At 39.0% G+C, this 22,044-nt stretch carries 18 protein-coding genes; 16 read left to right on the top strand and 2 right to left on the bottom strand.

Features of this window, described 5'->3' with window-relative positions:
• The first annotated feature begins 200 nt into the window (after positions 1-200).
• The 7 genes from ABC255_RS28430 to ABC255_RS28400 all read left to right on the top strand — a co-directional run bounded on the left by ABC255_RS28430 (position 201) and on the right by ABC255_RS28400 (position 8,010).
• Positions 201-1,037, top strand: coding sequence for an ABC transporter permease (locus ABC255_RS28430; RefSeq protein WP_306077381.1), 837 nt, complete (start codon positions 201-203; stop codon positions 1,035-1,037).
• Positions 1,030-1,809, top strand: coding sequence for an ABC transporter permease (locus ABC255_RS28425; protein WP_307312574.1), 780 nt, complete (start codon positions 1,030-1,032; stop codon positions 1,807-1,809). The genes ABC255_RS28430 and ABC255_RS28425 overlap by 8 nt, the downstream gene beginning before the upstream one ends.
• Positions 1,810-1,850: 41 nt before the next feature.
• Positions 1,851-2,891, top strand: coding sequence for an ABC transporter ATP-binding protein (locus ABC255_RS28420; protein WP_412998676.1), 1,041 nt, complete (start codon positions 1,851-1,853; stop codon positions 2,889-2,891).
• A 26-nt stretch (positions 2,892-2,917) separates the two neighbouring features.
• Positions 2,918-3,976: an ABC transporter substrate-binding protein gene (locus ABC255_RS28415; protein WP_412998675.1), complete on the top strand. Its 1,059-nt coding sequence runs from the start codon at positions 2,918-2,920 to the stop codon at positions 3,974-3,976.
• An 80-nt stretch (positions 3,977-4,056) separates the two neighbouring features.
• Complete coding sequence (locus ABC255_RS28410; RefSeq protein WP_412998674.1) at positions 4,057-5,769, top strand: adenine deaminase C-terminal domain-containing protein; 1,713 nt, start codon at positions 4,057-4,059, stop codon at positions 5,767-5,769.
• 5 nt (positions 5,770-5,774) lie between these two features.
• On the top strand, positions 5,775-7,097 hold the full coding sequence (locus tag ABC255_RS28405; RefSeq protein WP_412998829.1) for an amidohydrolase: 1,323 nt from the start codon (positions 5,775-5,777) through the stop codon (positions 7,095-7,097).
• Between the two features lie 127 nt (positions 7,098-7,224).
• The gene (locus ABC255_RS28400; protein WP_412998673.1) at positions 7,225-8,010 is read left to right on the top strand and encodes an SDR family oxidoreductase; all 786 of its coding nucleotides are present in this window, start codon (positions 7,225-7,227) and stop codon (positions 8,008-8,010) included.
• Positions 8,011-8,118: 108 nt separating this feature from the next.
• Here the strand turns inward: ABC255_RS28400 and ABC255_RS28395 are convergent, their stop codons facing one another.
• Entirely contained in the window at positions 8,119-9,582 is a 1,464-nt protein-coding gene (locus tag ABC255_RS28395; RefSeq protein WP_412998672.1) for an alpha-amylase, read from the bottom strand.
• 248 nt (positions 9,583-9,830) lie between these two features.
• Between ABC255_RS28395 and purB the strand changes: the two genes are divergently transcribed.
• The 8 genes from purB to ABC255_RS28355 all read left to right on the top strand — a co-directional run bounded on the left by purB (position 9,831) and on the right by ABC255_RS28355 (position 18,053).
• Positions 9,831-11,195: an adenylosuccinate lyase gene (purB, locus tag ABC255_RS28390; protein ID WP_412998671.1), complete on the top strand. Its 1,365-nt coding sequence runs from the start codon at positions 9,831-9,833 to the stop codon at positions 11,193-11,195.
• Positions 11,188-11,700, top strand: a complete 513-nt coding sequence (locus tag ABC255_RS28385; RefSeq protein ID WP_412998670.1) for a GNAT family N-acetyltransferase — start codon at positions 11,188-11,190, stop codon at positions 11,698-11,700. Before purB ends, ABC255_RS28385 begins: the two co-directional genes overlap by 8 nt.
• Before the next feature lie 5 nt (positions 11,701-11,705).
• Positions 11,706-12,512, top strand: a complete 807-nt coding sequence (locus ABC255_RS28380) for a transporter substrate-binding domain-containing protein (protein WP_412998828.1) — start codon at positions 11,706-11,708, stop codon at positions 12,510-12,512.
• Between the two features lie 14 nt (positions 12,513-12,526).
• Positions 12,527-13,204 carry an amino acid ABC transporter permease gene (locus ABC255_RS28375; protein WP_412998669.1) on the top strand — a complete coding sequence of 226 codons (678 nt, stop codon included), beginning with the start codon at positions 12,527-12,529 and terminating at the stop codon, positions 13,202-13,204.
• A 12-nt stretch (positions 13,205-13,216) separates the two neighbouring features.
• A complete protein-coding gene (locus ABC255_RS28370; RefSeq protein ID WP_412998668.1) occupies positions 13,217-13,957 on the top strand; it encodes an amino acid ABC transporter ATP-binding protein in 741 nt (246 codons plus the stop codon).
• Positions 13,958-13,968: 11 nt separating this feature from the next.
• Positions 13,969-15,102 carry an amidohydrolase gene (locus ABC255_RS28365; RefSeq protein WP_412998667.1) on the top strand — a complete coding sequence of 378 codons (1,134 nt, stop codon included), beginning with the start codon at positions 13,969-13,971 and terminating at the stop codon, positions 15,100-15,102.
• Positions 15,095-16,426 carry an MmgE/PrpD family protein gene (locus ABC255_RS28360; protein WP_412998666.1) on the top strand — a complete coding sequence of 444 codons (1,332 nt, stop codon included), beginning with the start codon at positions 15,095-15,097 and terminating at the stop codon, positions 16,424-16,426. The genes ABC255_RS28365 and ABC255_RS28360 overlap by 8 nt, the downstream gene beginning before the upstream one ends.
• 196 nt (positions 16,427-16,622) lie before the next feature.
• Entirely contained in the window at positions 16,623-18,053 is a 1,431-nt protein-coding gene (locus ABC255_RS28355; protein WP_412998665.1) for an alkaline phosphatase PhoX, read from the top strand.
• 69 nt (positions 18,054-18,122) lie between these two features.
• Here the strand turns inward: ABC255_RS28355 and ABC255_RS28350 are convergent, their stop codons facing one another.
• On the bottom strand, positions 18,123-19,565 hold the full coding sequence (locus ABC255_RS28350; RefSeq protein ID WP_412998664.1) for a glycoside hydrolase family 1 protein: 1,443 nt from the start codon (positions 19,563-19,565) through the stop codon (positions 18,123-18,125).
• 491 nt (positions 19,566-20,056) lie between these two features.
• Between ABC255_RS28350 and ABC255_RS28345 the strand changes: the two genes are divergently transcribed.
• On the top strand, positions 20,057-21,979 hold the full coding sequence (locus ABC255_RS28345; RefSeq protein ID WP_412998663.1) for a beta-glucoside-specific PTS transporter subunit IIABC: 1,923 nt from the start codon (positions 20,057-20,059) through the stop codon (positions 21,977-21,979).
• Positions 21,980-22,044 lie beyond the last annotated feature (65 nt).

Below are 22,044 nucleotides of genomic sequence, written 5' to 3'. Positions count from 1 at the left end.
ATCATTGACCTTGTATGATATTAATCTGTCAATACACGAACATTAAATTATAAACAAAAAATAATATTCGCCTTTTGGGTTGCCAAATAGTCTTTTATTCTTTATAATCGTAAAAGTGTAAGAGATAAATAAAACAGAATCCAGAATGGTGTTAAACACCATTCAATAATACTTTTTTGAATTGGAAAGCGAGGCCAGATATGACGCAGCGAAGAGTACCTTATCTCATCTTGGCTCCAGGATTGATTCTCTTGATTTTATTTTTGGTGTTACCTCTTATCTCAACCATTTTCCCAACATTCTTTAATGGAGGGTTTACCTTTTCAAATTACACTTCATTCTTCTTGGACGAGTATAATTTTGGTATTTTTTGGCGGACGATAAAGATTTCACTGATTGCAACACTGATTTGTGTAGTGTTAGGAGTTCCGACTGCCTACTACATTTCCCAAAGTCCAAAAAAATGGCGCGGTCTATTAATGTCGATCACATTGTTTCCGTTGTTAACGAATTCGGTTGTGCGGAGTTTTGCATGGATCACAATCTTGGGACAAGACGGTATTTTAAATAATGCTTTGATGAATATTGGCTTACTTTCTAAGCCGCTTACGATGCTTTATACAGAATTCGCCATTGTCATTGGCTCTGTGTATCTCTTCCTGCCATTAATGGTCATTACGTTAGTGGGAATTTTAGAGAACATTGATTCTGAAATTATGGAGGCAGCAGAAACGTTAGGCGCCAATCGATTGATTGCTTTTGTAAAGGTAATCCTGCCATTAAGTGTGCCGGGGATTATTGTTGGCAGTATTTTAGTTTTCACAGGAAGCTTGACAGCTTATACAACCCCGCAATTATTAGGTGGGAATCGAAACATCATGTTAGCTACCTTTTTATATCAAAATGCAACTGCACTAGGAAACTGGCAAGGTGCAAGTGTCATTGCTTTGATTATGATTGTGGCGACTTTAATTGTGATGAAGTTATTCAGCTGGATTGCGGGACGCATGGATAAAAGAGGTGAGGCGAGTGCGTAAAAATATCGGTTTAAAAATCTTTGCTGGCCTGGTTTTTGCATTTTTGTTAGTTCCTTTGTTCATTATCATAGTGACCTCTTTTGGAACAAACTCAACTATTCAATTTCCGATTAAAGGTTTTACCCTTGATTGGTATAGTAAGGTATTTGACAATGAAGCATTTATGGACAGCTTCTTTCTTAGTCTGCAAGTAGCATTTTTTGCGACTCTCTTGGCATTAATTATTGGAGTTCCAGCTGCTTATTCTTTGGCACGTCACAGGGTGTTTGGACGAAATTGGATTAAGAGTTTTTTCCTTTCTCCAACAATTGTACCTGGCTTGGTTGTTGGCTATGCTATGTATCAATTTATAGTCATTAAGTTTCAATTTCCTATCATCCAAGGATTGTTTTTAGGTCACTTCTTAATTTGCCTGCCTTACGTTATCCGGGTGGTTGGTTCAACAATTGAACAGCTTGATTTTTCAATTGAAGAAGTTTCGTGGACGTTAGGGTGCACAAAATTACAGGCTTTTATAAAAGTGGTATTACCGAACATTACCTCTGGTATTTTTGCTTCATTTATGTTGGCATTCATTAATTCTTTCAACAATATACCTGTATCTCAGTTTTTATCAGGCCCAGGTGTAACCATGCTGCCAACTAGCTTAATGAATTATATCGAATACAACTATGATCCATCTGTATCTGCTTTATCAGTTATTTTAATGCTTGGTACGATTGTCCTTATGTATGTTATTGAGAAGACGCTAGGGTTAGCAAGTATTTCATAGGAACAACCAGATGTTAACATCGAAGGGGGTAAAACAGCATTATGTCCTATGTAGAACTAAAAGATATTCGTGTGAGCTATGACAACAAAGCCAATATTTTAAAAGATTTAAATTTATCGATTGAAAAGGGCGAATTGGTTTCCTTGTTAGGACCATCAGGCTGCGGGAAAACAACCACTTTACGTGTTATTGCCGGCTTAATTGAGCCGAATGATGGTGAGTTTCTTGTTGACACTCAAAACTTAACGAAGGTGCCCGTTCATAAACGTGAATTTGGAATGGTATTTCAAAGCTATGCATTGTTTCCCCATCTAACGATTAAGGAAAATGTTGCGTTCGGCTTGAAATTACGTAAGGAAAAAAAGAATTCCATCGATAAAAAGGTAAAAGATATTTTAGCGATTACAGGATTAGAAGAGCTGGGCGACCGTTATCCTAAACAACTTTCAGGCGGGCAGAGACAACGTGTAGCTTTAGCGCGCGCCTTAGTCATCGAACCAAAGTTACTATTATTAGATGAACCATTAAGCAACTTAGATGCTAAATTACGCTTGGCAATGCGTATCGAAATTAAACGGATTCAAAGGCAATTAGGCATTACATCTGTGTTTGTAACACATGATCAAGAGGAGTGTTTCTCGATTTCAGACAGAGTTGCTGTTATGAATAAAGGGGTAATCGAACAGTTCGACACACCTGAAGAAATTTATAATAATCCAAAAACGGAGTTCGTGGCCCGTTTTATCGGGTTTGAGAACTTCTTTGAATTAACACCAACAGAAGAATGGAACTATAAAGCTATTGATGGAACAGTTTTTCATAGTACTCGCGATTGGGAGCCGGGAAAGCATACGGGAACCATCCGTCCGGATGATATTGAGATATTGGTAAAAACTAACGAGAATACAAATAATACGGTGTCAGGGATTATAAAAGTCCGTACGTTTCTTGGTAAGTCATACCAATATGAAGTCGAAACACCTATTGGCAAATTACTTGCAAATAAAACAGATGATGTGGTCTATCAAGTTGGAGACGAAGTTACATTATCCATGCCATCCCACAAACTAATCATAGTTTAAAACATCCAAGAAAAGGGGAGAACAAAATGAATAAGAAATTAGGTTTAGTAAGTTTAACTTTAGTGACAGCTAGTATCCTTGCTGCATGCGGCGGCGGTGATGACAAATCTGCAAGTAAGGAACCAAAAACATTGGTCATCTCAACTTTTGGTTTGGAAGAAGATAAAATGCAAGAAGATGTCTTTAAACCATTTGAAGAAAAATACAATGTGGACATTGTGTTAGAAACGGGTACAAGCTCTGAGCGATTAACAAAATTGAAAAGCAATCCAAACTCAACTGTTGATGTAATAGAATTGTCGCAATCAAATGCGGCTGACGGTGTATCAGCAGATTTATTTGAAAAAATCGACAGCTCTAAAGCTCCAAATATGGACAACTTAATCGATAGTGCAAAAGATTTAGCTGCAGATGGTTCTGGCCCAGCCTACACGCTGAACAGTATCGGGATTGTTTATAATAAACAGACTGCAGGTAAAGAAATTAAGGAATGGGATGATCTTTGGGATTCTTCTTTAAAAGGGAAAATCTCGATTCCTGACATTACTACAACATTTGGTCCAGCAATGCTATATGCAGCAAGCGGTCACGAGAATGTTGACATTACAACTGATGATGGAAAAGCTGCATTTCAAGGTATCACTGATTTAGCTCCAAACGTTGTAAAAACGTATAGCAAATCTTCTGATTTAGCCAATATGTTCCAATCAGGAGAAATTGCAGCTGCTGTTGTCGGTGACTTTGCAGTTCCGATTATTACAGAATCTAATCCAGATGTAGCCTATGTTGTTCCGGAATCTGGAACCTATGCAAACTTTAACACGATCAACATCAACAAAAACTCTAAAAACAAGGACTTGGCCTATAAGTATATCGATTGGAGATTAAGCCAGGAAGTTCAAGAAAAAACAGCTGTGTCTCTAAATGAAGCTCCAACAAATAAAAATGTAGTACTAGACGAAGAAACGGCTAAAAATAAAACGTATGGTGATGTGGCAGAACGTACAAACAAAGTGGATTCATTATTCGTAAATAAAAACCTTGAATCTTGGATTAATCAATGGAATCGAATTTTGAATAAATAGAAACGCTAGTAAGTAGAAGGGCTAAGGATAATTCTTGGCCTTTTTCTCTTTTATAAAGGAATCAGGGTGGGGGAACATAAATGAAAGTCGATTTAGCAATTGTAAATGCTCAAGTTTTTAATACATTTTCCAAAAGGTTTGAAAAGAAAAATGTATTTATTGTTAAGGGTAAATTTTACTATATAACGGCTGATGAAATAGACGATTGTCAGGCAGCTGAAGTAGTTGACGCGAAGAATCAGTATTTAATTCCTGGCTTAATGGATATTCACATGCATATTGAAAGTTCGATGACTTCCCCTTCTATTTTTTCAGAAGCAGTGTTAACCCATGGAGTAACAACGGTTATCGCTGATGCCCATGAAATTGCGAATGTGTTTGGTATGGAAGGGCTGAAGGCGTTCTTTTCCCAGCCAAGTGCCATGGATATTTTCTATGCGATCCCTTCCTCTGTTCCTTCGACGACACCAGAATTAGAAACAACTGGCGGTTTTATTGGTGTTGAAGAAGTAAAACAGCTCTTGAAGCATCCAAAAGTAATGGCACTAGGGGAAGCGATGAACTTTAATGGCATTGTTAATGAGCCCAATTCTTTGATTCGGCAGATTTTACGTGCAGTTCAAACAGAAAGGCCGTTTATGCCTTTAGAAGGGCATGTTCCGCGGGTTTCGGGATTAGAATTATCTAAGTTCTTATATGCAGGTATAACGGCAGATCATACCCATCAATCGCAAGAATCCATTTATGAGAAAATCACCAATGGAATGTTTTTAGAATTTCAAAAGAAATCAATTACTCCAGAAAATATGCAAGTGATTGTCGAAAATGACTTCTATGAATATATAGCAATCATAACGGATGATGTGATGGCGGACGACTTGTTGGAAGGACATTTGGATGCTAATGTGCGATTAGCCATTTCATCTGGGATGCCAGCTGAACAGGCCATATATTGCGCTACTTATACACCTGCAAGAAGAATGGGATTTCAGGACCGGGGTGCGATTGTTTCAGGCTTTAAAGCTGATTTTCTATTGCTGAATGATATTGAATGCTTTGAAATTGGGGCTGTCTATAAGGATGGAAAATTGGTATATACACATGGAGATGACATCAAGTATCCAGCTGTGAAACCTAATTTTCCAGAACACTTCTATAAATCATTGAATTGCAGGGCATTAACGCCAGAGGATTTACGTTTCAAGGTGACGGCATCGGAAAAGGCAGTAGTCAACGTGATTAAAATTTCGGAAATAGGTACATTTACTGAACACGTACAGCAAGAAGTTAGGGTCACAGATGGATGTTTAGATTGGGAGAATAGCGGGTTAGCCTTAACCGTTGTGATGGAGCGATATGGAAAAACAGGTAACATCGCCTACGGATTTGTTGATAAAGCTCTATATGAAAAAGGAGCTGTCGCCACTACCTGGGCTCATGATCATCATAATTTGATGGTAATGGGAACGAGCTCCGAAGATATAATAGCCGCGCAAAAACAATTATTGGAAATGCAAGGCGGTTATGTTGTGGCACAAGGCGGGGAGGTTCAAGCAGTTTGCCCATTGCCGGTTGGCGGTATTATTAGTGACGCGCCGATACAAGAACTAGGTGCGCAATTGATGGGTGTTCGTCAAGCGATGAGTAAGCTAGGCTACCGCAACAGCAATGAAATTATGTCCTTCTCTACTTTATCTTTGCCGGTTTCACCCGTTATCAAAATTACCGACAAAGGGATGATGAATGTGCGATCTCAAATGATTATCCCGCTGGTTGAGGGTGAACAAATTTGAAGACAGTGATTAAAAATGCTTGGATTTTAACCATGAATGAAAAGATGGAACAGTTCCCAAAGGGCTTTATCATAACAAATGATGAGAAGGTAGTAGATGTTGGCGCAATGGATTCACTGCCAAGTGACATCGCCTATGACAAATGCATCGATGCCAAAGGGGCTATTTTGCTGCCTGGTATGGTGAATACTCATACTCATATCGGTATGATTCCGTTTCGTTCATTAGGAGATGATTATCCAGACCGTTTACGCCGCTTTTTATTTCCGTTAGAAAATGAATGTATGAATGAACGGCTGGCATACACGAGCGCAAAATATGCCATTGCTGAAATGCAGCTTGCTGGTGTGACAACATTCTTTGATATGTATTATTTTGAACAGCAATTGGCAGAAGCCGCAGAAGAAATGCATAGCCGTGGTATTTTAGCAGAAACAGTCATAGATACAGTTACGGTTGATGTACCAGAGCCAATGGGTGGTTTACTGTATGCTCAAGGTTTTCTACCGAAATGGCAAGGGAATAGGAGGATTCAAGCATCAGTAGCACCGCATGCCCCCTACTCCAATACAATTGAAGTCCTCCAGCAGGCCGACGCTTTGTCTCGAAAGTACGATGTGCCATGGATGATGCATGTTAGTGAAATGGACTTTGAAATGGAAAAGTATCGTAAAGAGCACAATCAAACTCCGATTGAATTTTTAGAGGAGATTGGCGTATTAAGTCCAAGACTTGTAGCTGCACACTGTATTCATTTGTCAGATCATGATATTGAGTTATTGAAGAAGTATGATGTTAAAGTGGCTCATTGTATCGGTGCTAATACTAAATCTGCTAAAGGTGTAGCCCGTGTTCGGGATTTATTAGCTGCCGGTGTAACAGTTGGGCTGGGAACAGATGGACCAAGCAGCGGGAATACCTTGGACTTATTCAGTCAAATGCGATTGTTTGCCAATTTTCATAAAACGTTTTTAAAGGACCGCAGCGCCTTTCCAGCTGAGGAAATTGTAAAGTTAGCAACTATCGGAGGGGCGAACGTGTTAGGTATGGAGAAGCAAATTGGCTCTATTGAGGCAGGGAAACAAGCAGATTTCATCCTAGTTGAAACCATTTCAGTCAATATGTTTCCTATTTTTGATCCCTATTCCGCTTTAGTGTACTCGGCTAATGCTGGTAATGTTAGAGACGTATTTATCGCTGGGAAGCAAGTGGTTGCGGGGAAAAAATTAGTGGATTATGATGAAATTCAATTAAGAGCAGAGCTTGCGGAAGCTATGGAGCAATGTGGATTTATAACAAAAGCATTAAAAGCAATGGAGAAACAATAATGGTACATGATAGTATGACATTTCCACAAAACCACTAGGTAGAACCTACTAATATATATTCTTTATGTTTCAAAATCTCTATGGTGGATATATTAATCTACATCATCATTAAAGGAGGTTTTTTTACGTGGAGAATTTACTTCAAAATCAAGTTGCATTTGTAACAGGGGCTGGCTCAGGGATAGGTAGGGCTGCTGCTCTAAAGCTTGCTCGTAATGGGGGAAAGATCGCATTAGTAGATTTGCATAAAGAAAACGTGGAAGAAGTGAAAAACCAAATCGTAGAAATGGGAAGTGAAGCGCTTGTATTGGAAGCAAACGTTTCTCATCCAAAGGAAGTAGAGGATTGTTACAAGAGAACGATTGATCAGTGGGGAAGACTAGATGTTGTCTTTGCTAACGCAGGGATTAATGGGGAAGTTACACCCATAGAAGACTTGAAGCCCGAGGAATGGGACTTAACAATTTCCAATAACTTAACGAGTACCTTTCTAACGGTAAAATATGCAATCCCGCATTTGAAGGAAAATGGGGGAAGTATCATTATTACTAGTTCCATAAATGGGAACAGGACTTATAAGAATATTGGAATGTCTGCCTATAGTACATCCAAAATTGGCCAGATGGGCTTTGGGAAAATGGCAGCTCTTGAGCTTGCCAACTATGGTATTAGAGTTAACATAATCTGTCCAGGAGCAATTGAAACAAATATCAATGAAAACACATGGAAAGAAAACGAAAAACTAAAAAAAGTGGAAATCCCCATTGAATACCCAAATGGAAACCAACCATTAGAACACAAATCAGGAACAGCCAAACAAGTCGCCGACTTAGTACTATTTCTTGCTTCCAGCCAATCAAACCACATTACCGGAAGCGAAATCTACATTGACGGAGCGGAATCCCTCTTATAGGTGCCTGTCACCGCAAAAAGACAATACACAAAAAATGTCTACCTCCAGTGGACATTTTTTGTGTGTTATTAAATTTGATAGTCTGCCTATGCCTATAATTAGGTTATCTTACTCTTTAGAATGATGGCAGGCCCAAACTGATACGCTGCCGCCGTTAACTGGGAAGGTGGCATATCCATTTTCTTCAATAGTAATTTGGTCATCCCTTGAGTTTGTTAGGTCTGCCCAAGTTTGTCCAGCCTTTCTTTCACCTACATACATTCTTTTCTCGCCACCTTCTCCATTGGAGATGACGACTGCACATCCTGAGTGTTTATTTTCTTTAACACCTAGCCGAACCCAGCCAATGGTGTTAGGATCGTCAAAGTAATCATGCTGCTCTCCGTATGCTTTATCGTACCTAGCATAGAGGAGGCGATCGAGGATTTCTTGTTTTCCTTCTTCCGGTTCCGGGCCGGAGATTCCGTAATAATCCCCATAGAAGAGACATGGATTTCCATCTTTTCTAAGGAGAATCAGGGCATAGGCACTTGGCTTAAACCAGTCCTCCACCCAAGATTCAAGGGATTCTTGGGGCTGAGTGTCATGATTATCAACGAAGGTAACAGCATTTTTTGGGTGGGCGTTTACAAGGGTATTATCGAAAATGCTGGTTAAATCAAAATCACTGCCTTTTTTAGAGGCTTCATACAGTTTATAATGCAAGGGGACATCAAACAAATCTATCTGATAATCGACATGGTCAAGGTATTTCTGGCAGGCATGTAGATGAGTTTTCCAGACTTCTCCAACAAAATAAAAATCATCGCCTCGGTGTTTACGCATCTCCTCTGCAAATTCTCTGATGAAATGGTGATTAATATGCTTGATTGCATCAAGGCGGTAACCATCGCAGTTAAGGGTATCGATAAGCCATTTTCCCCATGCTATCATTTCTTTTTTTACTTCAGGATTTTCATAGTCAATATCTGCCAGCATTAGATAGTCATAATTTCCGTTTTCATCATCTACATGTTTACTCCAACCCTTGTTATCTCCAAGGATTTTATATATTCCAGATTTCTCTGTCTTTTCATCATAATCAGTTCCGTTAAAATGCTCATATCCCCATTCAAAAGAAGAATATTTTCCCTTACGCCCTGGAAATGTAAATTTTGTCCAAGCTTCTATGTCAAAGGGTTCAGATATTTCCTCGTTCCGGTCCTCCTGATCCACTTCAATAACTTTAATTAATTCCGTCTCGTCAGCACCTGCTTTATGGTTCATAACTACGTCTATGTAGACTTTGATTCCGACATCTTGAAGTGCTGCTATTGCTTCGATTAGTTCTTGTTTAGTACCGTACTTTGTCCGGGTGGATCCTTTTTGATTAAATTCACCTAGATCGTATAAATCATATGGAGCATATCCATTATTCTCAGGTGAAGATGCTTTTGTCACTGGTGGTATCCAGATGGAGCTAATCCCTTTTTCTTGTAATTCTGTTGCCATTTCCTTCAGACGTCTCCAATGGCTGCCATCTGGCTCTAGATGCCACTCGAAAAATTGCATGATTGTGTTGTTTCTTTCCATATTCTTATCCTCCTCCTTGATCACCAATCAATAGATATATGATTACATACCCAGATTTACAAAAAACAAATCCTATAAAAATAGATGGTAAATATTACCCTAAAAAAATATACGTTTTTAATATACTAATTTGTTTAATAGATTAAAAAACTATGATAAAATACTCGTTATTCATAGTAAATTAATAGGAATTATATTTTTAAGGTTAATTCAAAAGATTCATATTTTCTTCGAAGGGGTGGGCATAAATGGGTTCTCATGTTTTGGATTTAAGAATGCTGCAAAATAATTTTAGTACAGAAGAAATGCGTTCTGTTTGGAATGATGAAAATAGATTGCAAAAGATTCTTGATGTTGAAGCAGCATTAGCATTGGCAGAAAGTGAACTTGGAGTTATTCCAGAGAAAGCTGGAAAGGCTATTAAGGACGCTGCTAAAATAGAAAACTTTGATATTGAGAAAATTGCAACTGAGGCGGCTAAATTAAAACATTCTTTAATGGCGACGGTCAATCATCTGCAATCACTGTCAGGAGAATACGGCGAATATGTTCATTATGGCGTAACCACACAAGATGTGACCGATACGGGTACTATTCTCCAACTGAAAGAAGCAAATGAGATTCTTAAGCGCGATATTAAGAAAGTAGCAGAGCTCTTAATTGGTTTGGCTTCCAAGTATAAGGAAACACCAATGCCTGGAAGAACACACGGAATGCAAGGATTACCGACAACGTTTGGCTTTAAGCTTGCTGTTGTATTAAGTGAGTGTGAACGTCATTTAGAAAGATTAAAGGCTGCACAGGAGCGCGTATTAACCGGAGTCCTTGCTGGCGGTGTTGGTACGTATGCTGCTCTAGGAAGTATCGGTCCAGAAGTTGAAGCGCGAGCGTTGGAACTTTTAGAGCTGAATACCCCTAATATCTGTTGGCATTCTTCTCGAGACCGAATTTCAGAGTACGGTTCTGTGCTTGGGTTAATCAGTGGTTCACTCGGTAAACTAGGGAATGAATTCTATAATTTAATGCGTACAGAAATTGATGAAGTAGAAGAACCATTTGCAGCAGGGAATGTTGGCTCGACCACAATGCCGCATAAACGAAATCCTGCTATTTTTGAAGGGATTGCAAGTTTAACCAGACCAATCCTCCATAGTGTGGCATTGCTGCATGAATCATTAATGATGGAACATGAAAGAGATGCGATGAGCTGGAGAAGTGAATGGATCGCTTTACCTGAGATTTGTTTATACTTATCCGCACAGCTAAAAAGTACCATCACTGTTTTACAAGGGCTTGTGGTAAAGCCAGAAAATATGATGAGAAACCTGGAACTCCAAGGTGGACTTGTCCTTTCTGAACGTGTCATGTTTGCATTATCTGAAAAAGTAGGCAAACAATCGGCACATCACCTCATTTATGAAATAGCAATGGAATCGACTGAACAAAAAATTCCGTTTAAAACGCTTCTTATTCAAAATGAAAAGGTAAGTGCAGTCCTATCTGAGGATCAAATTAATCAACTTTTAGACCCAAGTCAGTATATTGGGCTGGCAAGCCAAAAAGTAGATGAAGTCATTGCGTCAATCAAAAATGGAGGAAATTTAAGTGAGTAATGTGACCTTCCATCAAGCGACAAATGAGGATATCCCAGCACTACTCGATTTATCCTTACGAGGCTATGCTTCTATCCGTGAATTAGGAATTCATTTTGCTGCCGCAACTGCAGATGAAGAATTAGTCAGAAAAAACATTAATGAAAATATTTGTTTTTATATGAAAGACGGAGAAGAAATTGTCGCCACTGCTTCTATCCGCATGCCATGGAGCAGCCATCATGGACCATACGAAATTCCGCATATCTGGTGGGTAGCTGTGGCTCCTGAATATAAACGAAAAGGCTACGCAACAAAACTATTAGATTTTATTGAGTATGATTTTTTAAGAGACAAGCTTCATTGTCCATCGGTATCCCTTGGTACTGCAAAGGAACATCCGTGGCTTGCTGAAATGTATTTAAGCCGCGGGTACAAAGAGGTTGGCGAGACTGATTTAGGAAAAGGTCACACAACTGTTTATTTAGAGAAATTGTTATTAACTAAAACATATAAGAAAAGGTAGGGAACATCATGAAAAGAAAAATCGCTTTAATTATTAGTATGGCACTTTTATTATTTTTAGCCGCTTGCGGTGGTACAAATGAACAATCAAAAGATAGTGGAAAAAGTGAACAAAGTGAAGAGAAAAAAGTAATTCGTGCCGGCTCGACAGCACAAAGCTATCCAAACGGATATGAGGAAAATGGTAAGTTGATTGGATTTGACGTGGAAGTGTTCGAAAAAGTTGCAGCAAACCTTGGCTATGAAGTGGAATGGGTTAAATCTGATTTTGCTGGTTTAATGGGCCAATTGGAAACAGGTAAAATTAATACAGTTGCGAACTTTGTTGCAGTAACAGCTGAAAGAAAAGACAAATATAACTTCTCTGAAGCATACGCATATGCAGGGGCTACGATTGTTACACATAAAGACAATGATTATGACAGCTTAGAAGATTTAAAAGGAAAAACAGTTTCTGGTGTACTTGGATCTAACAATGTTAAAAACTTAGAAAATTATGATCCTGAAATTATCCCAAAAACATATGAAACACGTGACGGAGCTATGAATGATGCAATCAATAAACGTGTAGATGGATACGTAAACTCAAAATCTTCTTTAATTGCGGAAATTGCAAAAGGCGACCTGCCGTTGAAATTTGTTGGGGACCCATTTGTGTATGAAGATATCGCTTTTCCTTTTGTTAAAACGGAAGAAGGCGAGAAATTAAGCAAAGAGTTTAATGCTGAAATTCAAAAATTACGTGAAGATGGAACGTTAACAGAATTATCAAAGAAATATTTCTCTGGTGAAGACATCACAGTTAAGCAATAATCTGGAGGTATAACATGGAATTTAAACTAGATTTCGGCTATCTAGTCGAAATTATCCCAGAGCTTTTATCATTCATACCTCTTACGCTGTTTCTTGCTGTCATATCGATGATCTTTGCTATTATCGGCGGTTTGGTTTTAGCCTTAATAATAAGATCTAATATTCCAGTCCTAAAACAGTTAGCAACGGTATATATATCGTTTTTCCGTGCCATTCCAACATTGGTACAATTGTTTTTAATCTATTATGGGTTACCGCAGATTTTTCCTGCGTTAACTGCAATGACTGCCATTACGGCGGCCATTTTAGGGCTTAGCTTAAAACAGGCAGCCTTTTTAGCGGAAATATTCCGAGCAGCTCTTAATTCCGTCGATAAAGGACAAGTGGAGGCATGCCTGTCCGTAGGAATGACAAAAGCACAGGCTTTTCGCCGGATTGTCTTGCCTCAAGCAACGCGAAATGCGATCCCAGCGACCAGCAACATTTTTATCGGCTTAATTAAAGAAACTTCCCTAGCGTTTACATTAGGGGTAGTTGAATTATTCGCACAAGGGAAAATTATAGCGGCATCGTCTCTTAACTTCTTTGAAACTTACTTAGCTTTGGCGTTACTATATTGGTTCTTGATAATTATATTTACAATGATCCAGCAGGCGCTTGAAAAACGAATGGAAAAACCTTATATATCGTAAAGGAGTTTTACCATGATAACTGTTACAAATCTGAAAAAGAGGTTCGGAGAAAATATCGTTTTAAATGGTGTCGATTTGCATGTTAATCGAGGCGATGTATTAGCGATTATCGGACCATCTGGATCGGGAAAATCGACGTTACTACGCTGCCTGAATTTATTAGAAATGCCGGACGAAGGAACTATTGAAATTGGCGATACAAAAGTGGATGTAACGAAAATGAGCAGAAGGGAAACTCATCTGCTTAGACAGGAAACCGCAATGGTTTTCCAAAACTATAATCTTTTTAAAAATAAAACAGCTTTACAAAATGTCACGGAGTCATTAATTGTCGCGAAGAAAATGGATAAGCAGGAAGCTGAAAAAATAGGAAAAGAACTTTTAATCAAGGTTGGTCTTGAGGATAAGTTCCATCAGTATCCTGCTACCTTATCAGGAGGGCAGCAGCAGCGTGTCGGGATAGCCCGTGCGCTGGCTGTGAACCCGCATGCGATTTTATTTGACGAACCGACTTCAGCACTTGACCCAGAATGGGTCTCTGAAGTACTTCAAGTAATAAAGAATATTGCACAGCAAAATACTACGATGATTATCGTAACGCACGAAATGAAATTTGCTGAAGAAGTGGCTAATCGCGTAATCTTTATGGCAGATGGAAACATAATAGAGGAAAATGAACCGAAAGAAATTTTCCATAATCCGAAAAATGAAAGAACGAAACAGTTCTTAAAAACATTGAAAAGAGATGAGTAACAACCATGAATATGTCTCATGAACTATTAAGTGATTTGATAGAAAAACGAAGATATTTGCATGAGAATCCAGAACTTGCGTTTGAAGAGTTTAATACGACTGAACATATAAAAAAGTGGTTAATGGAGCATGGTATTTCTATCCTGCACCTTGATTTGGAAACAGGAATCGTTGCTGAGGTAAAAGGGGCATTTGATGGTCCGACGATTGCAATCCGTTCTGATATTGATGCTTTGCCAATCAACGAAAAAACGAATGTACCTTTCAAGTCTAAATTCGAAGGCAAAATGCACGCGTGTGGTCATGACTTCCATACTGCTTCAATTTTAGGGGCAGCAATTCTTTTAAATCTTAAAAAGGAAGAGTTGCATGGTACAGTCAGATTTATATTTCAAGCTGCAGAAGAAGTTGCCCAGGGTGCAAAGAAATTTGTTGAAAAAGGTGCATTAGAAGGAGTCTCTGCCATTTTTGGTATGCACAATAAACCAGATTTGCCTGTAGGAACCATTGGTGTGAAGTCAGGTGGTCTTATGGCAAGTGTGGATAAATTTGAAATAAAATTTATCGGTGTCGGCGGTCATGCAGGAATTCCGCATAATTCGATTGATCCTATCGTTATTGCCAGCCAATATGTAACTGCTGTACAATCGATTGTTTCTAGAAGAATGGATCTGTTTGATAATGCTGTCGTTAGTATCACAAGCATTCATGGCGGCAACACATGGAACGTTATTCCTGATGTGGTGACGCTTGAAGGTACAGTCCGTACATTCCAGCCTAAAGCACGTGAAGCGATTCCTGGTTTAATGAAGAAGTTGGCTGAATCCATTGCTGAAGGAAATGGAGGTTCAGTTGAATTTACCTGGGAAGATTATTTGCCAGTTGTAAATAATGATTCGAAATTTGAAGAAATCATTCGCGCGACTGTAGTTGAAAGTGGTTATCAGGTTGCAGAGGCAGTACCGAGCGCGGGCGGAGAAGATTTTGCCTTTTATCAAACTTACATTCCAGGCTTTTTTGTTTGGATGGGGGTTGATGGGCCGGAGGAATGGCACCATCCTGAGTATGATTTGAAAGAAGACGCTATAAAAGTTGCTTCCGAGTTTTTCGCAAATTTAGCGGTTAAAGTTTTAAAAAATGAGTGATTTTACTAAATATATTGTTGGGTTGATTCAAGCCACTCCTGATTATGAAAACCTGCGGATAGAAACCAAAAGGAATTTAAGAGATGGAGTTTTTGACTATTTTATTTCTTGTTATGCAAGTGTAAAATATGACCCAAACTTTCAAAATGTATTGAATACCGCAATTTACAGCAGCCTTGATAAGGCTGCTGTTGTTGGTACGGAATGGAAGGTCCATCCTTTTGATGCGTGCCTAATCAACGGATACTCGGCACATGCCTTAGATTTAGATGATGTTCATTCCGAGATACGCGGACATCCCTCTGCTGTTATTTTAAGCTTATTATTGTCGTTATTTGAAGAAAAGAAAGATATGAATTCTTTCTATCAAGCTTATTTGATAGGGGTTGAATTCATGACCCGTTGCGCTAAGCTATTGGGCACGGAGCATTATGAAAAAGGGTTTCATACAACAGCAACAGCGGGAGTTTATGGAGCGGTTGCTGCCGGGGCACATTATTTGAAGTTTTCTGCCGATAAAATGGCTCAAGCTCTTAACTTATGTGTATCTAAAATCAGCGGCTCCCGAAGTCAATTTGGGACAATGATTAAACCATTGCATGCTGGATTAGCCGCGCAGAATGCATGGCAAGTTCTCCATTTTGTTAAAAATAATGTCACCGGAAGTGAAAATACCATTCTTTCAGAAAATGGATTGCTTTCTATGTACGAGGAAAATAAGAAAGATCCATGGCTGCTTTTTGAAAAATGGGGAGAATCATGGGCGATTGATACCCCTGGATTGTGGTTTAAATTATATCCTTGCTGTTCGGCAAATGCGCATGTGATAGATGCGGTGAAGGATATTAAAAGGAAACACAGTTTTGCCGCGGATGAAGTTGCCTCTGTTGATTTATTCTTTCCTCCTAAGGGGGACGCTGCTTTGGTTCATACAAGCCCTGAAAATGGGGAACAGGGTCGCTTTAGTGCTGAATATTGCACAGCACTGTTGTTGTTAGAGCGAGAATTATCTATCGAAAACTTTACTGTGGACAGTATTTCTGAAGAAGTTCAAGATGTTATGCAAAGGATAAAACGAAACTACGATGGAAACATTCCTATAAGAGAGGATAGTTATCCTAAGGGTAGATATTGTATAGCTGAAATTATTCTGAAAAATGGTCAAAAGTTTGTTTCAAGGGTGGACGCTCCGACTGGTTCGCCAGCTAACCCACTCGAATTCGAAGATCTATTAAATAAAGCCTCGAATTTATTAGGCAACGAGGCCGAAAAATTAATCAACATCTTTTCTGCAGAAGTGGTATCGTTTGGAAAACTATTATAAGAGATTATCATTTTAAACTGCCTGTTCCTATAGTCAATAGGGATAGGCTGTTTTTTATAGGATCAAATGAAACTAAGCCTATTTACAATTCCTTATCATTAATTTACTGAATTTTTACGAAAATCCTATTTATCCTTAAAACTATTAATTTAATCTATTACTAGATTCATAATTAATAGTTGAGGAGAGATAGTCAGTGAATAATGAAACTTCTAAAAATAGCTTGAACAGAAGAGACTTTTTAAAAGCGGGAGGAATGGGTACACTTGCCCTTACACTGGGGTCAACAGGGGTACTAGCACTTGGTTCAAAAGCATTTGCGGATACGGCGAATAATCCAACCAGCGGTTTTGGTGGTTACGGTCCTTTGGTACCGGATCCGAATGGAATTCTCGACCTTCCAAAAGGTTTTCATTACAAAATTATCTCTGAAGAGGGAGAGATAATGTCTAACGGGACAAAAATTCCAGGCGCATTTGATGGAATGGCAGCTTTTGAAGGTCCAAACAATACGACCATCCTTGTTCGTAATCATGAATTAGGGGCAGGGCCAGCATTTGGAAGAAATCCGTATGATGCAAATGCTCAAGGCGGTACAACGGCTCTAGTTGTAGGAGCTAATCGCGAAGTTATTAAAGAATATGTAACGTCTTCAGGAACAATCCGAAATTGTGCTGGTGGTGCAACACCTTGGGGCACTTGGCTGACTTGTGAAGAAAACCGTTCCACGGGACACGGATATGTATTCGAAGTAGATCCACAGCAGCCGGAAAACGATCTGTCCAAAACTCCAATCAAGGAGATGGGCCGTTTTGCACACGAAGCCTGTGCAATCGACCCATCTACAGGATATGTATACTTAACTGAAGATGCGAGCCCAAGCTACCTTTACCGTTTTATCCCAAATAACACGAGCCAAAAGACTGGCGCGTTACAAGAAGGCGGTACACTGTATGCAGCTGCGATTGAAGCGGTAACTGATCCAGCAGCAAGCACTTTTAAAACTGGCCAATCATTTAAAATTGTTTGGAAGAAAGTAGATCCTCATATGTGCCGTGAGGAAGCAGCTGCACAAAACTGCATTAAATTCTCAAGACTTGAGGGAGCGTTCTTCCAAGAGGGTGTTTTCTGGTTTGATGATACCTCTGCCGGCGACAAAAAACTTGGCCGTGTTTACCGTTATATTCCTCACACTAATACATTGGAGCTTTTCTATGAGGGAAATGATGCACGAGAAATGGAATATCCAGATAATATCTGTATGACTCCATGGGGCGATCTGTGGTATGCAGAAGATGGTTCAGGTCAAGATCGACTTATGGGAATCACCCCAGAAGGCAAAGTCTATCCTTTTGCCGCCAACCGTTTAAGTGATTCTGAATTGGCAGGACCAACCTTCTCCCCTGATGGAAACACGCTTTTTGTTAATATTCAAAGTCCAGGTCAAACCTTTGCGATCTGGGGACCGTTCCAACGCAGAAACTCCGCGCGCGCAAGAGAAATGTCCTACGCTGCTCCTGCCAAGCTCACGCCGCAAGTTTCGGAAAAAGTGGCTAAGGCTGCCGAGGCGCAAGGTATGTCCGTTCTAGAAGCAGCAGCTTTTGAACGACATGGCATAAAGTTATAAATAGTAATAAACAATTTAAAGGCACAAAAAAGCAGAGATCAAGATTCCTTGGTCTCTGCTTTTTGTTTCTTATAATTCTTGCCCGTTTGTAGAAATAACGTTTTTGTACCAGAAGAATGATTTCTTCTTACTACGGTCAAACGTACCACTTCCATCATCATGCTTATCAACATAGATAAAGCCATAACGCTTGGACATTTCGCCTGTTGACGCACTTACTAGGTCGATACAGCCCCATGGAGTGTACCCCATTAATTCTACACCATCTTCAATGGCTTCACCCATAGCATCGATATGGCTACTTAGATAATCAATACGATAATCATCATTGATTGAGCCATCTTCTTCAACCTTATCATAAGCACCAAGTCCATTTTCTACGATGAAAAGTGGCACTTGATAACGATCATATAATTGGTTAAGAGCGATGCGAAGTCCAGTAGGATCGATTTCCCAGCCCCAATCACTTGCGCTTAAGAATGGGTTCTTAACGCCGCCAATTAGGTTACCTTGTCCAATTTCCTCAGGTGTTTTATTCTTTTTGTCTGTGCGTGACATATAGTAGCTGAATGAAATGAAATCAACAGTACCTTCCTTAATGATTTCTAAGTCACCCTCTTTAATTTCAAGGTTGATGCCGTTTTCTTTAAAGAAACGATTTGCAAACGTTGGATATGCTCCTCTAACCTGTACATCACCACAATAATTGTTAAATAAACGTTCTTCTTGTAGTGCATGTAACACGTTTTCAGGATTGCAATCATAAGAATAGGTTGGTGCATAAATAAGCATACAGCCGATTTGACTTCCAGGAATGATCTCATGTCCTGCTTTTACTGCAAGGGCACTTGCTACAAATTGGTGATGTAGTCCTTGGAAGCTATCTTGTAACTTTGTTTCTTCCGTCTCTGGTGAGAAACCAAGTCCAAGAAGTGGCATGTGTGTAGCGCCGTTGATTTCATTAAATGTTAACCAGTATTTTACTTTGTTTTTATAGCGGTTGAACAATGTTGTTGCATAACGCTCAAAGAAGCCGATCACTTCACGGTTACGCCAGCCGCCATATTCAGTGATCAAATGAAGCGGAATCTCATAGTGAGAAATCGTAACAACCGGTTCAATATTATACTTTGCTAATTCATCAAATACACGATCATAGAACGCTAAACCTTCTTCATTTGCTTCTAACTCGTTACCCTTAGGGAAGATTCGGCTCCACGCAATACTCATTCGGTAAGTTTTAAAACCCATTTCAGCAAAAAGAGCGATATCTTCTTTATAGCGGTGATAAAAATCAATGCCATCATGGTTTGGATAAACATATTTTTCATTATCGATTTTAAAATCAAAACCGGTTTCTCCAATAACCTTTAATCTTACTTTTCCACCAGGCATAACATCGGCAAGGTTCATCCCTTTGCCGCCTTCAAGATAAGCACCTTCTAATTGGTTAGCAGCTGTCGCGCCGCCCCATAAAAATCCTTCTGGAAATTGATAAGTTGATTTATTCATACTAGTATCCCTCCATTTTTTGGTGGTTACGCTTCTAATGACTAAAAGGCAAATAAAAAAACCTAAACCACGTAATGAAGACATAAAAGTCTCATAGTTTACGAGGTTTAGGTTTTGCCTGCATAACCAGTAACAATCCTAAAAAGGTTGTTTTGTTTAATTGCGTTTACTATAACATGATTTTTTTGGTCAAGCAAGTATTTTGTAAACGGTTATTTTTTGCCCTTATATATATAAATAAGAGGCTTATCGGATATCTATAAAATTATTAATTTTTTTAAAAGAAAGCGTTGACACATACCAAATACCCGTGATAAATTACACGTATCAAATAAAACTTAATAAAATTCCTTTGCAGGAATGTTACCTTAAGTGGGCATAACCTGATCTGATTAGAAAACACGCACAAGAATCTCGTGTGTTGTTTCTAATCGGATCAGGTTTTTTATTTGAAAAATATATATCAAATAAAAGAAGGAAGGTATAAAAATATGAAATACGAACAGTTAGCAAAAGATATACTTGCAAATGTCGGTGGAAAAGAAAACGTTAACAGTGTGGTTCACTGTGTTACACGTCTTCGCTTTAAGTTAAAGGATGAAAAGAAAGCAAATACAGAAGTGTTAAAAAATATGGATGGTGTTGTTACCGTTATGAAAAGCGGAGGACAATATCAGGTTGTTATTGGTAACCATGTTCCTGATGTGTATGCCGATGTATTAACTGTAGGTGGTCTTGGTACTGTTAGTGAAAGCAGTGATTCAAGCAGTGGTGAAAAAGTTGGTTTGGGTGCAGCTTTCATTGACATGATTTCGGGTGTTTTCCAACCAATCTTAGGTGTTTTAGCAGCAACAGGTATGATTAAAGGTTTCGCGGCATTAATCCTAGCTTTAGGATGGGTTGAAGCAACTTCAGGCACGTATCAACTAATGAATCTTGCTGGTGATGGTTTATTTAACTTCTTACCAATTTTCTTAGGCTATACAGCGATGAAGAAATTTGGCGGATCACCGTTTATTGGGATGGCGATCGCCGCAGCTTTAGTACACCCAACATTAGCAACATTAACAACAGGGGAAGCTTCAACAGTTCTTTTCAAAGGTACACTCTTTGAATCACCAATACACATTACATTCTTTGGAATTCCTGTAATAATGATGAGTTATGCATCAAGTGTTATTCCAATCATTCTTTCTACGTTTGTGGCTTCAAGAGTAGAAAAAGGGTTAAAGAAAATCATTCCAGATGTTGTAAAAACTTTCGTAGTTCCATTCTTTACAATCCTTATCATGGTACCATTAACATTCCTAGCAATCGGACCGATCTCAACATGGGCAGGTAGTTTGTTAGGTGCAGCGACTGTATGGATTTATGAGTTAAGCCCTCTTGTAGCAGGTTTAATTCTAGGCGGATTCTGGCAAGTGTTTGTTCTTTTCGGTCTTCATTGGGGTCTTGTTCCAATCGCATTTAACAACTTGGCTACTATCGGTAACGACCCAGTATTAGCAACAACCGTTATGGTATGTTTTGCACAAATCGGTGCAGTATTAGCCGTTATGCTAAAAACGAAAGACCAAAAATTAAAATCACTTAGCTTTTCATCTTTCATTTCAGGTATTTTCGGTGTTACAGAACCAGCTATTTACGGTGTTACATTACCGCTTAAGAAACCATTTATCATGAGCTGTATCGGTGGTGCAGTCGGTGGCGGTATCATCGGTGCTACGGCGGGAAAATTATGGATGTTCGGTGGAATGGGTGTGTTCGTTTTCCCAGCCTTCATCAAACCAGGTGCAGGACTTGATATGAGTTTCTATGGATCAGTTATTGCATTAGTAGCAGGTTTCGCAGTTGCATTTATCTTAACATTCTTATTTGGCGGAATTAAGCAAGAGAAATCTTCAAAAGCTACAAAAGAAACAACAACTGCTTCAAAAGAAGTTGCAGCAACTAAGGTTCAAGACGAAGAATTGGTAAGCCCATTAAACGGGAAAGTATTAGCTTTATCAGAAATTGAAGATGCAGCATTTTCATCTGGTGCACTAGGACACGGTGTAGCGATTGAACCAAGTGAAGGGAAGTTACTTGCTCCTGTATCTGGAACGGTATCCGCATTATTCCCAACCAATCATGCGATCGGAATTACAACTGACTCAGGTGCAGAAATTCTCATGCATATTGGAATGGACACAGTTCAATTAGAAGGAAAGTATTTCAAGGCCCATACTACTCAAGGTGAATATGTGAAAAAAGGTCAATTATTAATTGAGTTCGATATCGAGCAAATTAAAAAAGCAGGTAAGCCGTTAACGACTCCTGTTGTTGTGACTAACCACAAGGATTACAGTTTAGTGTTAACAAATCAGAAGCAAGTCAAAACAGGTAATCAATTAATTAACCTAGTGACGAATTAATCATTTTTATTGAAGAAAGGAAAGGTTATCTTTCCTTTCTTCCTGTCGTTTAAGAAAGGAAGGAT

This window comes from Neobacillus canaveralius (assembly GCF_047237705.1).
Classification (GTDB): Bacteria; Bacillota; Bacilli; order Bacillales; family Cytobacillaceae; genus Neobacillus; species Neobacillus niacini_K.
Note: the sequence above shows the minus strand (reverse complement) of the source record. Positions and strands in the feature narration are given on the sequence as shown.

Coding starts and splice junctions, on each gene's coding strand:
- ABC255_RS28395 (WP_412998672.1), bottom strand. CDS start 9,582: ATGGAAAGAAACAACACAATCATGCAATTTTTCGAGTGGCATCTAGAG.
- ABC255_RS28350 (WP_412998664.1), bottom strand. CDS start 19,565: ATGAATAAATCAACTTATCAATTTCCAGAAGGATTTTTATGGGGCGGC.
- ABC255_RS28420 (WP_412998676.1), top strand. CDS start 1,851: ATGTCCTATGTAGAACTAAAAGATATTCGTGTGAGCTATGACAACAAA.
- ABC255_RS28370 (WP_412998668.1), top strand. CDS start 13,217: ATGATAACTGTTACAAATCTGAAAAAGAGGTTCGGAGAAAATATCGTT.
- ABC255_RS28360 (WP_412998666.1), top strand. CDS start 15,095: ATGAGTGATTTTACTAAATATATTGTTGGGTTGATTCAAGCCACTCCT.
- ABC255_RS28415 (WP_412998675.1), top strand. CDS start 2,918: ATGAATAAGAAATTAGGTTTAGTAAGTTTAACTTTAGTGACAGCTAGT.
- purB (WP_412998671.1), top strand. CDS start 9,831: ATGGGTTCTCATGTTTTGGATTTAAGAATGCTGCAAAATAATTTTAGT.
- ABC255_RS28430 (WP_306077381.1), top strand. CDS start 201: ATGACGCAGCGAAGAGTACCTTATCTCATCTTGGCTCCAGGATTGATT.
- ABC255_RS28345 (WP_412998663.1), top strand. CDS start 20,057: ATGAAATACGAACAGTTAGCAAAAGATATACTTGCAAATGTCGGTGGA.
- ABC255_RS28410 (WP_412998674.1), top strand. CDS start 4,057: ATGAAAGTCGATTTAGCAATTGTAAATGCTCAAGTTTTTAATACATTT.
- ABC255_RS28365 (WP_412998667.1), top strand. CDS start 13,969: ATGTCTCATGAACTATTAAGTGATTTGATAGAAAAACGAAGATATTTG.
- ABC255_RS28375 (WP_412998669.1), top strand. CDS start 12,527: ATGGAATTTAAACTAGATTTCGGCTATCTAGTCGAAATTATCCCAGAG.